This window comes from Candidatus Manganitrophaceae bacterium (assembly GCA_016200325.1).
In the GTDB taxonomy this organism is placed as follows: domain Bacteria; phylum Nitrospirota; class Nitrospiria; order SBBL01; family Manganitrophaceae; genus Manganitrophus.
The window spans coordinates 225,611-240,766 of record JACQEZ010000001.1 but is presented as its reverse complement, the minus strand read 5'-3'; the positions used below and the strand labels follow the sequence as shown (position 1 = coordinate 240,766).

Here is a 15,156-nt window from a genome sequence, read left to right as displayed (position 1 = left end):
ATGATCAATCCTAATAAAATAGCATAAATCGTCTTAATTTAACATTGAAAAGAAGGCCAAGCAAGCCCATGGTGGTGACCATCGATGTTCCCCCATAGCTCATCAGCGGAAGGGGAACGCCGACGACCGGCATGACCCCCAGCGTCATTCCGACATTGACCAGAAAGTAGAACGAAATCAATCCGACAACGCCGACGGCCAGAAGCGATCCCAACGCATCCTTCGCCTTGTAGGCGATCTCAATTCCCCAAAGGACCAAGAAGAAAAAGAGGACAAAGAGGACGACGATCCCGACAAATCCCCACTCTTCGGAGAAAACAGAGAAGATAAAATCGGTGTGGCTCTCCGGCAGAAATTTCAGCTGGCTCTGCGTTCCCCCAAAGAGGCCCTTTCCAAAAAGCCCCCCCGATCCGACCGCAATCTTCGACTGAATGATATGGTAGCCGGTTCCCATCGGGTCGTTGGTCGGATCGATAAAGGTTCGAAGCCGCTCGCGTTGATAGTCCTTCAGATGATTCCAAAAAAATTGCCAGAGGAAGGGAAACATCATCAGTGAGAGAAGCGACGAGTAGATCAAGAATTTGGATCGGAAGCCGATCACCAGCACCATGGCGAAGAAGACGGAGGAGACCGCCAGGGCGGTGCCGAGATCGGGCTGCTTTAAGATAAGCAGCATCGGAAAGAGGACGAGCCCTCCCGGCAGCAGCAGCTGCCTGAAATTCAACCCTCTCTTGGGATAATAATCGGAGAAATATTTTGCCGAGACGAGCAGGAGGCTGATCTTCGCCAGCTCCGACGGCTGGATCGACATAAAACCGAGGGAAAGCCATCGCTGCGCCCCCTGGGCGCTGCGTCCCATGACCAACACCGCCAGCAGCAAGACGACCGTCACGGCATAGATCGGATAGGCAAACCGTGCAATTTCGTGGTAGTCGATCCAGGCCATCACCAGGAAGACCACCCAGCCGAGCACAATCCAGTAAACCTGCTTGATATAAAGGGGTGTCCGCATCGCGGCGGGCGCAAAGGTGACGCTGTAAATCGAGAGGACCCCCATTCCCAAGATCAGAATGACCACCACAAAGAGGAGCCAATCATAACCGGCGATGCTTCTCCGATCAATCATTCGAATTTCCTTTCAAGCGTTCTAAAAACCGTTCGCCGACGTCGATCGCCTTAACCCTCATCCGGAATCGACGGAACGGGCGCCGGGCTTTTGACCGTTATCGAGTCGGGAGAGGTTCCCGGAGGAACCACGTTGAGATACCCCTCGATGACTTTTCTAGCGAGCGGCGCAGCCGCCGACCCGCCATGACCCCCATTTTCCACCAGGACCACGACTGCAATCTTTGGATCTTCCACCGGCGCGAAGGCGACGAACCAAGCATGGTCGTTGAACTTGTCGGGAAGCTTTCCATGGACACCCCCCTTCATTCCGATCACCTGGGCGGTTCCGGTTTTTCCTCCCATCGAAACGAATTTCGATCTTGATCCATAGGCGGTCCCATGCGGTTCGGAGACGACCCCGGCCAAGGCGTTCTGGATCACGCGAAAGGTTTCGGCCGAAACCGGAATTCGTTTTCCCTCAGGGGTCGGAACCTCTTGGACCGATCCGGTTTCCTGATCCCGGATCTTCCTGAGCAGTTTCGGCTGATGGAGCACCCCGGAGCTGGCGACGGTGCTGATCATCATCGCCTGCTGAAGCGGCGTCACCGTGACATACCCCTGTCCGATCGAAACGGAGAGGGTCTCCCCCGGATACCACGGCTCTTTCCGAACCTGCCGCTTCCAGTCGGTGCTCGGGATCAAGCCCCCCTTCTCCGAGGAGAGCTCCACCCCGGTCGGCTGTCCCAAACCGAAGAGATGCGAGAATCTCGCGATCGTATCGATTCCGAGCCGATTTCCCATCTCGTAATAATAGACGTCGCACGACTCGACCATTGCCCGGTAGAGGTCCACCGACCCATGCCCCCCTTTTTTCCAGTCTTTAAAATGCCTGTTTCCAAAGGGGAGAAAACCACGGCATTCGATCCGGTTCGCGGGGGTCACCTCTTTCGTCTCCAAGAGCGCGGCGCTCATGACGATTTTGAAGGTCGATCCGGGAGGGTATTGCCCGTGGATGATCCGGTTGGTCAGCGGCCGCCCCTCATCTTTGAGAAGGGCATCCCAGGCGCGGGAGCTCGCCCCCTGGGAGAGAAGATTCGGATTAAAGGCGGGGTGACTCACCATGGCAAGAATGTCGCCGTTCTTCGGGTCCATCGCGACGATCGCCCCGCTCTGCAAACCAAGCGCCTCCTCGGAGACTTTTTGGAGGTTGAGGTCGAGCGACAAGAAAATATCATCTCCGCGCATCGGCTCTTTCACCTTCAGCACGCGTATTTCGTGGCCCAGCGCATCGACTTCAATCCCCTTCTGCCCGGGAGTCCCCCGGATAATCGAATCGAAGGTCTGTTCAATCCCATATTGGCCGATGATCGCCCCCCGGCCGATCTCGGAATAGTTGTGAGATTCCATCTGCACCTGGGAGATCTCTCCGACATAGCCGAGCAGGTGGGCCGCCAGCGTCCCGTAGATCGCGTTTCGTTTGAATTCGGCCTCGATCTTCACGCCGGGGAGGTCCAATCCATGCCCCTCGACCACCGCCACTTCACGCATCGTAAGGTCATCTTTTATTTTGATCGGAAAAAAGGGATCTTCTTTTTTGATCGTGACGCGGCGCTTCAGCTCCTCTTCCGACATGCCGATCAGAGTGGCGAGACGGGGAAGGACGTGCGACTGATTCGGCATGTCGCCGAGAACGACATAGAGGTTGAAGCTCGGGACGTTGTTGACGAGGAGGTTTCCGTTCCGATCGTAGATGAGGCCGCGGGGAGGAGGGGTCTCCACCACCCGCATCCGGTTGTTCTCGGACATTTCAAGGTAGAACTTTCCCTTGACGATCTGCAGATACCAAGCGCGGAGGAGAAGACCGAACAAGGCTAAAATGATCAGGCCGAAGAGCCAATAGATCCTAGTCTGCAGATCCCGGGTTTCCTCCTGGGGTAAATAGGATTCCCGCATGATCGATTGTCCCTTTCTCAGCCCTTCTCTTTGCAAAGAGAAATAACAGACCGGCCGCAAAGAAAGAATTATAAAATGCCCTTCCGATCATCTCGCGATGAATCATCGGAAAGAGACCCCCTTCGCCCACCCCTTCGATGATCAGCGTGCCGAGGAGATCATGAAGGATCGAGACGAAAAAGAAAATCAGGGTATTCCACAAAAAAGAGAGGTTGAGTAAAGACCTCCCCAACATCCCGACCGTGAAACCGATGACCATTTTTAAAAAAAAATTGACGCTCAACAGGCCGATCGAAAAAAAATCGACGAGCCCTCCCAAAGCGACCCCCCACAGGAGTCCGCGTACCTCACCGCCGGCCCAGCCGAAGCAATAGACGAGAATCAAAGCCAGGTCCGGCTTAATCCCGCCGATCTTGATCTGCTCCAGCAGAAGGGTCTGCGCCGGGATTAATAGGAGGAAAATGACGATTCGGGAGAGCCATCTCATTTTAGCCCGGTTTCCTTTTCCAGGTCGGTTCGATTCGGACTGCTCCGCGGCATCTTAAGAACCCGCTTTCCCGCCCTTCTCGGCGGTAGAGGTGATGATCAAGACCTCTTCCAATTTCCCAAAATCGATCTGGGGGGCCAATTTAACCTGAAGAAAGAGCTCATGTTCTTTCTTCTCGACCTTCTCGATCTCACCGATCTTCAGCCCTTTTATAAAACTCCCCTCCAAGCCGGAGGTAACGACCGCATCTCCCACCGTGACCTCCGAAAAATGAGGAAGGTACTTCAGCCGAAGCGTCCCCTCCTCCATCCCCTGGACGATCCCCTCATCGCGGGTGCGCTGAACCACGGCGGCGACGGCGCTGCTTCGATCGGTCATCAAAAGAACCTGGGCATGATGGGGTCCGGTCTTGATGATCTTCCCCACCACCCCTTGCGGGGTGATGACCCCCATATCGACTTTGATCCCGTCGGCATCGCCTTTATTGATGATCACACTTCGATACCAGTGGGTCGGCTCTCGACCGATCACCCCCGCGGTGACCATGCCGACCGGCACACTCTGTTTATAATTTAAAATCGATTGAAGCCGTTGGGCCAACGCGCCGTCTTCCTTCAGTTGATTGTTCTCTCCCCGAAGCCGATCCATCTCTATCCGAAGACGCTCATTCTCTTCCCGAACATGAATGAGGCCGACATAGCCCTTCCAAATTCCGCCGACGCCGTTCAAGACCGAGGACGTCCCATTCTGAACGTAGTAGACGAGCCCGCCGATGGGAATTTCCAGCCACCGGAGCGGTTTCTTCTGGAGTTCGGGTGAGATGAAAATGATCGTCAAGCCGAGGACAAAGGAGAGGACGAGGAAGCGCTTGTAGATACTTCTCCGACGAATCATGCGTCGACCTATTCGTGAAATCACGGAGTGTTCCTGAAATACCCTTTTATTAGGCCTGCTGCCATGACCATGAAAACCTTTCAGCTTAAGAGGAGATCGAGATCCTTCGGAGCAGGCTCAGCTGGTCGAGCGCCTTTCCGGTCCCCAACGCCACCGTGTTCAGGGGATTGTCGACCGTGATAATCGGGAGGTTCGTCTCTTCACGAAGGCGCGTATCCATGCCGCGGAGGAGCGAGCCGCCGCCGGTCAAAACAATCCCCCGGTCGATGATGTCGCCGGCGAGCTCGGGCGGGGTGTTCTCCAGCGCCACTTTGATGGCATTGACGATCGCAGAGATCGGCTCCGCCAGCGCCTCGCGGATCTCGCCGTCGTCGATCACGAGCGTCTTCGGAATGCCGGAGATCAGATCACGCCCTTTGATCATGTAGGTCTTCTTCTCCTCCAGCGGGTAGGCCGAGCCGATCTCGAATTTGATCTGCTCCGCCATGTGGTCCCCGATCAGAAGGTTATATTTGCGCTTGATGTAATTCACGATGGCGTCGTCCATCTTGTCGCCGGCCACTTTCACCGACTCGGAGTAGACGATACCGGCGAGCGAGATGACCGCGATATCGGTCGTTCCGCCGCCGATGTCGACCACCATGTTGCCGGAAGGCTCGGCGATTGGAAGCCCCGCGCCGATGGCGGCGGCGATCGGCTGCTCGATTAAGTAGACCTCGCGCGCCCCGGCGAGTTCTGCGGAGTCGCGAACGGCCCGCTGCTCCACCTGCGTCACCCGCGAGGGGACGCCGATGATCACACGCGGGCGGACGAAGGTGTTTCGGTTATGGGCCTTCTTGATGAAATGATTCAGCATCTTCTCGGCAATCTCGAAGTCGGCGATCACCCCGTCTTTCATCGGCCGGATGGCGACGATGTTGCCTGGGGTGCGTCCCAGCATCTTCTTCGCCTCGGCCCCGATGGCGACCACCTTTCCCGATTTCCGCTCAATTGCAACCACCGAAGGTTCGTTGATGACAATCCCCTTTCCCCGCACATAGACCAGCGTGTTCGCCGTTCCCAAGTCAATCGCCAGGTCATTCGAAAACCATCCCAAGATGCTGCTTGTCAGTCCCATCATCCCCTCATCAATTTCACTTAAGATTCAAAACTATTTTTCTAAGGATTCGAATACAGTATAGTCGAGCACCTGCGTTTTGGCCAATTCATCTCCGACACGCAACCCTTTGGGATTCCCAATCATTAAGAGCAATTCGAATCCGACGATCATCGATGAAAAGAGCCAACCGATATAAGGAAGGTAAAAAATCAAATAGGCGATCGCCAGTGGGAAATTGCGGATGATCGATTCTTTGAAGGAGGCCTTCTTCCGAGTGGTCGGTGTGATCGCTTGAAGACCGATCAGCTGCTTTCCGACGCTCCTCCCCTCGGCAAAACCGTCTGCGATTAAAAGGTAGAAAAGTCCGCCCAAGAAGGAGACTCGAAGCGGAATTTCATAAATGGCGGCGATGATCAAAAAGTCGAGAAATTTAGCGATCACCCGATGAAGCACGCTTGCTTTGGGATAAACCCAAGGACCGGCGACCTCCTCGTCCTGCTCCGTCAACCCAAGGACCTTTCGTTCAGCCATCATTCGCCATAAATAGATGATTATAACTTAAAAAAAAATTGTTTCAAGAAAATTGTCGTGATTGTGATCAAGCGGATCAGGTTGCTTTTTTGAAGATCTGGTGTTATGCTGACCCCCGCAAACAGGAGGAGAAATGCTGAAAGTCATTCGAAAAGGGGCCATTGAAAATCCTTGGTTCTTCCGGATCATTATGGGGGGACTGGCGGTTGCGTTCACTGTGACGATGGGCTGGGTTGGATTCGGCGGAGGTCATGAAAACGAGAACACCATCGCCCAGGTCGATCGCACGCCGATTCACCTTGAAGAATATCATCGCGCCTATCAGAATGCGTCCAATTTTTACCGGGAAATCTTTCAGGACAAATATGATGACAAAGACCTCCGAAAACGGGTCATCGATGAGCTGGTCGATCGGAAGCTCTGGCTTCGCGAGGCTCAACAGATGAAGTTGGCGGTCAGCGATGAAGAGCTGAAACGATCGATTACGCAGCTTCCCGGATTTCAAAAAGAGGGGAAATTTGATTCCGACCTCTATCGCCGCGTCCTCGCCCTCGAGCATTATAGCCCCGAAGGGTTCGAACGGCAACACCGGGAAGAGCTCCTGATCGACAAAGCAAAGACATTGGTGAAAGAGTCGGTCGCTTTAACCCCGACCGAAGAGGAAGAAGCGAAAAAGAGCAACCCCGCGAACCCCGATCCCGACCGTGCCGCCTCGGATCTTCTCTTCCAAAAGAAGCAACGCGCGCTGAACGGCTACACTCTCGCCTTGAGGCAAAAAGCCTCAATCAACGTAAAAGAAGAACTCCTCTAATTTTCCCGCGGGCTCAGCTTCAACACGCTTACAACTTAATATTGAGCCGATCGATCAGCGCTTTATAAGCCTCCGGAATTTCAAGAAGGCGGACCCCCATTCCATGTTTTTGGACCATCCGATTTAAGGCAGGGGGAATGCGCTTTGCCCACATGACAATGCCGCGGCAGCAGAGGACCGTTTCGTCCGGCAGGGTCAACTCTATTTGAAGACGGGTATTGGGAGGAAAAACGGTGTTGGTCTTTAAGAAGATGCCGGTTGCGGAGAGGTCATGCGTAAATCCGATATGCTCCGGTTTTTCGTTGCCGAACCGGACGAACAATCTCTTCAGCGTACGCTGCTTTTGTCTTTTTTCCATGGATCAGCTTAGAATTTGCTTTTTGAACTGCCATTCTCGCGTCCGTTCCAACTCCTCTTTAATCAATCCCAAACCGGCGATGCACATTTCAAAGTTTTCAGCGAGCTTTTTGTAGAGCAGGGTCCACTTTTTAAAGCGGCCATAGTCGAATTCGGCCGCCCGCCGATACGACCGCTTTCCGATCCGAACGTAATCGAGCAAGAAATCAGGGTGGACGATGCTCTGATCCATTTGAATCCGCTTTAAATACTCCGGGAAAAGACCGCTCATGAACAGGGTATAATCGCCGATGTGGCGGTGGACCTCCCACTCCCGCTCGATCGTCTTGGCATGAAGCATCAGATCTCCTTCCATCAACATTTCCGCAACTGTATCGACCCGGCTTTCTTGGCTGTTTCGGATGGCATAAAGCGCGTCGGTCCGGGTGAAATAGAGAAGCAGGTTCGAGATATACTCGCTGACGAAAGGATCGGCCCAATTTAATTTTTGATGAAAATTCTTTTCCGTCAAAATGAGAAAATAAAGACGGAGAGGATGATTTTCAGGAATGCCACTTTCGCGCATCTTCACTCCTGCAAGGCGGAGAATCTTCCGATTCAGCCGAGCTTCTTCTCTACCAAAGAGAACGGATTGACCCGAGCGCCGTTGAGCCGCATCCCCCAATGCAGATGCGGGCCGGTCGCCCGACCGGACTGGCCGACGGAGCCGATCGTCTGGCCTTTGACGACCTGATCCCCTTCCTTCACGGCAATCTTGGAAAGGTGAAAGTACATGCTAAAAAGGCCGAGGCCGTGATCGATGACAATCGAATTTCCATTGAAATAGTAGTCGCCGACCATGATGACCTTCCCTCCGTTTGATGCCAATACCGGGGCGCCGAGCGGGGCGCTGATATCTTCGCCGGTATGGGGATTCCGCGGCTGCCCATTCATGATCCGGCTTTGGCCGAAGCTCCCCCGAATTTTTCCCTCGGTCGGCACAACGAAATCCCCCTCCCACAACCGCTGCCCGGCGCTCGTATCGAAGAGGGTCAGCATCTGTTGCTTCTCCCGCTCCACCCTTGCCAGCGTTGGCGGATCGAGATCGACCATTTTCTTCGGAAGGGTCAGCTTCTCCGTCCCGAAGGAGGCGGGGACAATATGGAGGAGATACTTTTCGGTTCCGATCGATCCCCCTTTTTTCCAGGTCACTGAGAGGGGTTGCGGACCGACCGCTTGGGCGAGGTCAATCCCGATGATGGCGGCGAATTCACCTTCTCCCTTTTTAAAAAAGGGAATTGACTCGTTTAAGAATTTCCCCCTGACCGATTGGACTTCCGGTTCCAGTTTAAGCGTTAGATAGGCGATGTCCCCCTGCTTGACCTGAATCGGGGTCGCCTCATCGGCTTGGGATACTACCGTGAGCGGGGTGGAACAGAGGGAAATAATAACTAAGAGGCGGAGGATAAACGTCCCGATCGGACTATTTGCTGGGAGGCGATGCGGCGGCAATGAGTTCCTTTACACGCTGGTTGGCGGAGCAGAATGGATCCATGCAGAGGATCGTCTCTTCCCAGTATCCATTCAATTTCAGGTAAGTCCAATCGACGGTGTAGGAGCGGTTCTTTTCTTTGGCAAACCGGATAAAATCGCCCCGGACTTTTGCGCGGGTCGTCTGCGGCGGATTTTGGACAGCACGTTGAATATCTTCCTCGGTCGCAATCCGCTCCACCATATCTTGGCGGCACAAGAGTGAATAAAGCCCGCGGCTTTGATTAACATCATGATATTGAAGGTCCATCATCGCCACCCGCGGGTCATCCCAGCCGCACCCCTTCCGATCCATGTAAGAGCTGATCAGCTCTCTCTTGATGACCCAGTCGAGCTCGCGCGAAAGGCGGCTCGGATCTTCTTCAAGCTCGTTGAGCACATACTCCCATCGCTCCAAAATATCGTAGCTGACCTCATCTTCATCTTCCGAAGCGACATACTCTTTCGCCTTCTCCAGGTAGATCCGCTGGATCTCGATCGCAGTCATCTCTTTTCCCCCTTCCAAGCGAACCCGCTTTTTTAGGGTCAGATCGCGCGAGATCTCCCGCATCGCCTTCACCGGATCTTCCAGCTCCAATCCGACGACGTTGAAGCCCTCTTCAATCATCGAGAGGACCAGCGCCGTCGTTCCGACCTTGAGATAGGTTGCATACTCCGACATATTGGAGTCGCCGACGATGATATGGAGGCGGCGGTATTTTTCGGCATCGGCATGCGGCTCATCCCGCGTGTTGATGATGCTCCTGGAGGAGGTCGTCGACGACGAGGTCTTCTCATGAATATGTTGCGCCCGCTGCGAGATGAAGTAGTGGCTTTTTCCGGAGACCTTCAGGACCTTACCGGAGCCGCTGTAGATCTGCCGGGTCACGAAGAAGGGAATCAGCTGTTCTGTGACCTTCCAAAAATCAAGATCGCGCCGCATGAGGTAATTCTCATGGCAGCCATAGGTGTTTCCCATTGAGTCGGTGTTATTTTTAAAGATGTAAATCTCCCCGGAGAGTCCCTCCTCCTTCAGTCGCTTTTCCGCGATGGGAAGACACGACTCCAGGAGCCGCTCTCCGGCTTTGTCGTGCACCACCAAGTCAAAAATATTATCACATTCCGGAGTGGAATACTCCGGATGACAACCGGTGTCTTGATAGAAACGGGCCCCGTTCACCAAGAAGGCGTTGGACGGCCAGCTGTTGGGGATCAACCCTTCAAAAATATAGCCCAAGATCTTCTCCATCGGAAGATAGACCTTTCCATTCGGGGAGAAGATCAATCCATACTCGTTTTCAAGACCAAAAATTCGGTTTTTCATTCGTCCTTATTCTTTCTGTAGCAGCTCCGTCAATTCTTTTGCTCCAAGCCGCCGGAACATCCGGCCGGGACGCCCGCGATCCAACGTCGCGACCTCTAAGCCCGCGGGGCTCGTCGTCTGATTGTAGGCCGATTCAATCGCCTCGACGGAAAGTTGCAGCGCGTCCTTTAAAGAAGCGCGACGGTATTGATTCTTCAAATGAAGGATCAGGGCCTCCGATTTCCCCCCAATCGCGGTGAATCCTTTTTCATCGAAGATACTTCCGTCAAACGAGATCCGATACATCTCATTTCCCGCGCTCTCCCTCCCGACCTCTACCACCAGAATCTCTACCTCCAGCGGCTTCATCTCTTGGCTGAAAATCGTACCGAGCGATTGAGAGTAGGAATTGGCCAGCGATTTCGCAGTGACATCCTCGCGGCTATAGAGATATCCTTTCATGTCGGCATGGCGGATGCCCGCTTTCCGGAGATTTTCAAACTCGCTATATTTGCCCGCCCCGGCGAAGGCGATTTTATCGTAAATCTCGGAAATCTTGCTCAGGGAGCTTGGGTTATCGGCGACCAGCAAAATACCTTGATCGTACTCCATCGCAACAATCGATCTTCCTCTGGAAATGCCCTTTCTGGCATACTCCGCTTTGTCCTGCATCACCTGTTCAGGTGAAACATAGTATGGCATTGCCACCGGCTATCCTCCCCCTTGTCGTTGAATCATCTCCTGGAGCAGCTGCTTGATCTCCGCATCCGAGATATCGCTGATACCTTGCGCGCTGATCGCCTTTACGGTCGGGAAAATGCCTCGAATCAGATCAGGCCCCCCCGTTGCGATATCGGCTTCGGACGCATCGTACAATGCTTCCAACGCGGCACGGATGGCGCCGTCTTGGTCGGCGTCTTTGCTATAAATCTTTTTTAAGGTTCCACGCGCATCTCTTCCGCCGGAGCCGATTGCATAATATTCGATCTCTTCATATTGGCCGCCGGCGATATCATATTTAAATATCCGGCCGACGTTGCGACGAATGTCATACCCTGCAAAAATCGGAATCACTACCAACCCCTGCATCGCCATCGGAAGATTACCCTTGATCATTTGCGACAGCTTATTCGCCTTTCCTTCCAGTGACAGCTCCGCCCCTTCCAATTTTTCATAATGCTCTAATTCAATCCGAAAAAGACGCGTCAGTTCCAAGGCAGGACCGGCGGCGCCGGCAATGGCAATGGCGGAGTACTTATCGGAATTGTGCACCTTTTCAATCCGGCGCTCCGAGACGGAATAACCTTCCGTGGCCATTCGATCGCCCGCAATGACGACCCCATCCCGGTAGCGTAGGGCTAAAACGGTTGTACCGTGTGGGAGCATCTGCGATAAATCTTTTTTTTCAGATGGAAGAAGGCCTGGGAGCGAAGACAAAAGTTGAGGGTGCTGTGACGTCAATAGCTGATAGAAGCTGGGACCCGGATCGTGAAATCGGAACTCCGACACTATTCTCCTCCCTTTTGCACATAATTTTTAACGAATTCCTCTGCGTTTTCTTCAAGAACGTCATCGATCTCATCCATGAGCTTGTCAAGATCTTCCTTAATTTTTTTACCCTTATCGACTACTTCCGGATTTGCAGTAACCGCTTCCTCTTTCTTATCCGACTCTTTTTTCTTCTCTTTCTTTTTTTCCTGTTTTGCCATTGGAAACCCCCTTACGTTGCAATAATGGCGAGCAGCTCCTCTGCGGTCCTTGCTCCCTCTAAAAGAGGCCCGACCAAGGCTTGACTCCCCTTCAGCGGATCTAACAGAGGAACCTTCTTAACCGTGCTGTTTCCGATATCAAATAAGATCGAGCTCCAGCTGGCGGCATAAACCTCTTTCGGAAACTTCTTAAGACAGGTCCCACGGAAAAAGGCCCGCGTATCGGTCGGGGGCGTATTCTGGGCTTCCGCGATAATCTCATTCGTGATCAGACGCTCTACATAGTTTCCGCGTTCGAGCGCATAATAAAGTCCCTTCGCCTGGGTTACATCGTGATATTGAAGGTCCATCATTGAAACACGGGGATCTCTCCAATCACATCCCTTGCGTTGGATATACGATTCAATAAGTTCTTTTTTAATGACCCAGTCAATATGCCGGGAGAGCTGCATCGGGTCCTCCTGCAGCTTATCCAGCACCATCCGCCACTTCTCAAGGAGATCTCGGGTCACCGAATCGTCGCTCTTCGCATAGTGGATCTCAGCCTGCTCGAGATAGGCGCGCTGAATCTCAATGGCGCTCCACTCCGCTCCTTTCAAAAGCTTTATCTTTTTCTTCAGCGTCAGATCACGCGAAATCTCTTTGATTGCGCGGACCGGATTCTCCAGCTCAACCCCTTCGACCTCTCGTCCTTCTTCTACCATCGCCAGAACAAGAGAGGTTGTGCCGACCTTAAGATAGGTCGTAAACTCCGACATATTGGCATCGCCGACGATCACATGGAGCCGACGGTACTTGCTGCTATCCGCATGCGGTTCGTCGCGCGTATTGATGATCGGCCGCTTGACCATCGTATTTAAGTCAACCCACACCTCGAAAAAATCGGCCCGCTGGGAGATTTGATAGGACGCCGCTTCGGTCTTGTTTTCGGAGCCGACCTTCCCGGCGCCGGCAAAGACCTGGCGGGTTACGAAAAAAGGGGTGAGTTGCGCGACAATTTTCTCAAAGGGGAGCTCCCGCGAGACCAGATAATTTTCGTGGTAGCCGTAGCTATTCCCCTTGCTGTCGGTGTTATTCTTATAGATGGAGAAGCGACTCTCGCCCGGCTTCAACCGGCTTGCCATTTCAAGACAGGCTTCTAAAATTCGCTCACCCGCTTTTTCAAAGGCAACCAGATCTCTGGCGTTCGTACATTCTGGGGTCGAATACTCGGGGTGTGCTCCGTCCACATAGAGACGGCCTCCATTTGGAAGGAGCTTGTTAAGAAGGCGATTATATTCCGGACCGGGCCGCTCTCTCTCCCCGTCGGCTTCAAAACCACGCGCATCTAGAAGCGGGTTTTCATTCTCGTAGTCCCAAAGCACGGAAGAAGAGGGGAGATAGGGATAGCTGTTGACCAGGAAAATGGAGTTCGAAACAGGATCAATTGATTCAGAGTTTTTGGAGGCGATTCCAAACTCAGTTTCAGTACCCAGTATTCTCTTCATTGATCTGAGGCCTCCGATAGCTGCTGCTCACCCGGTCATAGGTAGTGTCCTGTGGTCACTGTTTCGATCTTTTTGGAATCGGCGGCTGCCCTTCCGGCCATGGTACGGATATGAATAATCTTCTCGCTCTTCCGGCCGGCGATCTTCGCCCAATCATCCGGATTGGTTGTATTCGGAAGATCTTCGTTCTCTTTAAATTCATCCCTGATCGCGCGGGTGAGATCCTCTTGCTTAAGCCCTTTCACCCCGGTGTCGAGCATCCGTTTAATTGCATGCTTCTTCGCCCTGGAGACGACCCCTTCAATCATCGCACCGCTGGCGAAGTCTTTGAAGTAGAATGTCTCCTTCTCCCCATTGGCATAGGTGGCCTCAAGGAATTTGTTCTCTTCACGGACGCTATACATCTCTTCGACCGATTCTTGGATCAGACGCTCCGTCACCTTTTTAACATCACCCGCATTCTTTGCCGTCTCTTCAGGGTGAAACGGAAGATCTACGGTCAGATATTTATGAAAAATCGCAACCGCCGCATTTTTATCGGGCCGTTCGATTTTAATTCTAATGTCGAGCCGACCGGCTCTTAAAATGGCCGGATCGAGGAGGTCTTGGCGATTGCTGGCGCCGATAACGATGACATTACGAAGACGCTCAACCCCGTCAATCTCCGACAGGAACTGCGGGACAATCGTCGCTTCCATATCGGATGAGATGCCGCTTCCCCTTGTTCTAAAGAGGGCATCCATCTCATCAAAGAATACGATAACCGGATGCCCGGCCTCGGCGCGCTCCTTCGCTTTCTTAAAGACCTCGCGGATCTGGCGCTCACTCTCTCCCACATATTTATTTAAGAGCTCCGGGCCCTTTACATGAAGGAAGAAACTCCGGATTTCCTTCCCAGAGCGGTCTCCTAATTTCTTCGAGATGGAAGCGGCCACCGCCTTGGCAATCAGGGTCTTGCCGCATCCGGGCGGTCCATAGAGAAGGATCCCTTTTGGCGGAAGGAGCTTATGCTCGGCAAAAAGTTCGGGATGAAGGAAAGGAAGCTCCACGGCGTCCCGGACCAATTCGATCTGCTCTTCAAGTCCCCCGATATGATCATAGTTTACATCTGGAATCTCTTCGAGGACGACCTCCTCGACTTCGGACTTGGGAAGCTTTTCCAAAACATAGCCGGAGCGCGCATCATAGAGGAGGTGATCTCCCACGGACAGCCTTCCCCGCAGCAGCGGATCGGCAAGCTCGACCACCCGTTCTTCTTCGGCGCGAAGGGTCACGATCGCGCGATTTTCATCGAGGAGATCTTTGATCCGGACGACTTCGCCCTGGACGTCGAACTCACATGCTTCGATCGCATTGAGCGCTTCGTTGAGGAGGACCTGTTGGCCTCTCTTTAGATCCCGGGTTGAAATATTCGGATGGACGTTCACCTTCATCTTGCGGCCGGCAACAAATACATTGACGGTCCCATCCTCGTTCGCCCCGGAGAAGATGGCATAACTGGAGGGAGGGGTCGTTAACTTCTCCACCTCTTTTTTCAGCGCCTCGATTTGATTCTTCGCTTCTACGAGGGCCGCTGCAAGCTTTTCATTCTGCTTGAAAGCCTGCTCCAGTTGGGTGCGTGATTGGCGTAACTCTTTCAGCTCCTGTTCCATCGATGCAACTTGAACGAGCAATTTCTCGATCTCTCGTTCGTACTCGATGACCTTCGTCTCTGAATCGCTGGCACCAAACTGCTCGGAGAGTCTTTTCATCGTATTTTTGAATGGATTCGACTTCCCCTGATTTTTCTTTGAATCACCCATCAATGCTCCTCTCAAACTCCGAGATCATGAAGGTTAAATTTCCCTCTTCTCTCAGGAGCTAATTTTATCATCTCTTCCTATGACGGTCAACTACGAGAGCAAGAACG

Annotated in this window: 16 protein-coding genes; 1 reads left to right on the top strand and 15 read right to left on the bottom strand. The window is 53.1% G+C overall.

The features are described from left to right. Positions 1-10: 10 nt before the first annotated feature. The 6 genes from rodA to HY282_01140 form a co-directional block, all read right to left on the bottom strand. Positions 11-1,126: a rod shape-determining protein RodA gene (gene rodA / locus HY282_01165; protein ID MBI3802359.1), complete on the bottom strand. Its 1,116-nt coding sequence runs from the start codon at positions 1,124-1,126 to the stop codon at positions 11-13. A gap of 50 nt (positions 1,127-1,176) precedes the next feature. After that, complete coding sequence (gene mrdA / locus HY282_01160; protein MBI3802358.1) at positions 1,177-3,060, bottom strand: penicillin-binding protein 2; 1,884 nt, start codon at positions 3,058-3,060, stop codon at positions 1,177-1,179. After that, the gene (gene mreD, locus HY282_01155) at positions 3,011-3,547 is read right to left on the bottom strand and encodes a rod shape-determining protein MreD (GenBank protein ID MBI3802357.1); all 537 of its coding nucleotides are present in this window, start codon (positions 3,545-3,547) and stop codon (positions 3,011-3,013) included. Before mreD ends, mrdA begins: the two co-directional genes overlap by 50 nt. Positions 3,548-3,601: 54 nt before the next feature. Continuing rightward, entirely contained in the window at positions 3,602-4,441 is an 840-nt protein-coding gene (mreC, locus tag HY282_01150) for a rod shape-determining protein MreC (protein MBI3802356.1), read from the bottom strand. Positions 4,442-4,526: 85 nt separating this feature from the next. Beyond that, on the bottom strand, positions 4,527-5,561 hold the full coding sequence (locus HY282_01145; protein MBI3802355.1) for a rod shape-determining protein: 1,035 nt from the start codon (positions 5,559-5,561) through the stop codon (positions 4,527-4,529). A 30-nt stretch (positions 5,562-5,591) separates the two neighbouring features. Further along, entirely contained in the window at positions 5,592-6,074 is a 483-nt protein-coding gene (locus HY282_01140; protein ID MBI3802354.1) for an RDD family protein, read from the bottom strand. Positions 6,075-6,204: 130 nt separating this feature from the next. Here HY282_01140 and HY282_01135 point away from each other — a divergent pair, with 130 nt between their 5' ends. Beyond that, on the top strand, positions 6,205-6,882 hold the full coding sequence (locus HY282_01135) for a SurA N-terminal domain-containing protein (protein MBI3802353.1): 678 nt from the start codon (positions 6,205-6,207) through the stop codon (positions 6,880-6,882). A 28-nt stretch (positions 6,883-6,910) separates the two neighbouring features. On the opposite strand, the gene HY282_01130 is transcribed toward HY282_01135, so the two are convergent. From HY282_01130 to arc, 9 genes are all read right to left on the bottom strand, one after another. Further along, the gene (locus HY282_01130; protein MBI3802352.1) at positions 6,911-7,240 is read right to left on the bottom strand and encodes a PilZ domain-containing protein; all 330 of its coding nucleotides are present in this window, start codon (positions 7,238-7,240) and stop codon (positions 6,911-6,913) included. A 3-nt stretch (positions 7,241-7,243) separates the two neighbouring features. After that, positions 7,244-7,804, bottom strand: a complete 561-nt coding sequence (locus HY282_01125) for a hypothetical protein (GenBank protein MBI3802351.1) — start codon at positions 7,802-7,804, stop codon at positions 7,244-7,246. Between the two features lie 32 nt (positions 7,805-7,836). Next, positions 7,837-8,730, bottom strand: a complete 894-nt coding sequence (locus HY282_01120) for a M23 family metallopeptidase (GenBank protein MBI3802350.1) — start codon at positions 8,728-8,730, stop codon at positions 7,837-7,839. Next, complete coding sequence (gene pafA, locus HY282_01115; protein MBI3802349.1) at positions 8,702-10,072, bottom strand: Pup--protein ligase; 1,371 nt, start codon at positions 10,070-10,072, stop codon at positions 8,702-8,704. Before pafA ends, HY282_01120 begins: the two co-directional genes overlap by 29 nt. A gap of 6 nt (positions 10,073-10,078) precedes the next feature. Continuing rightward, a complete protein-coding gene (gene prcA, locus HY282_01110) occupies positions 10,079-10,759 on the bottom strand; it encodes a proteasome subunit alpha (GenBank protein ID MBI3802348.1) in 681 nt (226 codons plus the stop codon). A 3-nt stretch (positions 10,760-10,762) separates the two neighbouring features. After that, complete coding sequence (gene prcB, locus HY282_01105) at positions 10,763-11,437, bottom strand: proteasome subunit beta (GenBank protein MBI3802347.1); 675 nt, start codon at positions 11,435-11,437, stop codon at positions 10,763-10,765. A gap of 122 nt (positions 11,438-11,559) precedes the next feature. Then, positions 11,560-11,760 (bottom strand): ubiquitin-like protein Pup, encoded by a 201-nt coding sequence (locus HY282_01100; GenBank protein MBI3802346.1) that lies wholly within the window; start codon positions 11,758-11,760, stop codon positions 11,560-11,562. Between the two features lie 11 nt (positions 11,761-11,771). Next, a complete protein-coding gene (locus HY282_01095) occupies positions 11,772-13,247 on the bottom strand; it encodes a proteasome accessory factor PafA2 (GenBank protein ID MBI3802345.1) in 1,476 nt (491 codons plus the stop codon). A gap of 35 nt (positions 13,248-13,282) precedes the next feature. Further along, positions 13,283-15,049: a proteasome ATPase gene (gene arc, locus HY282_01090; protein ID MBI3802344.1), complete on the bottom strand. Its 1,767-nt coding sequence runs from the start codon at positions 15,047-15,049 to the stop codon at positions 13,283-13,285. Positions 15,050-15,156 lie beyond the last annotated feature (107 nt).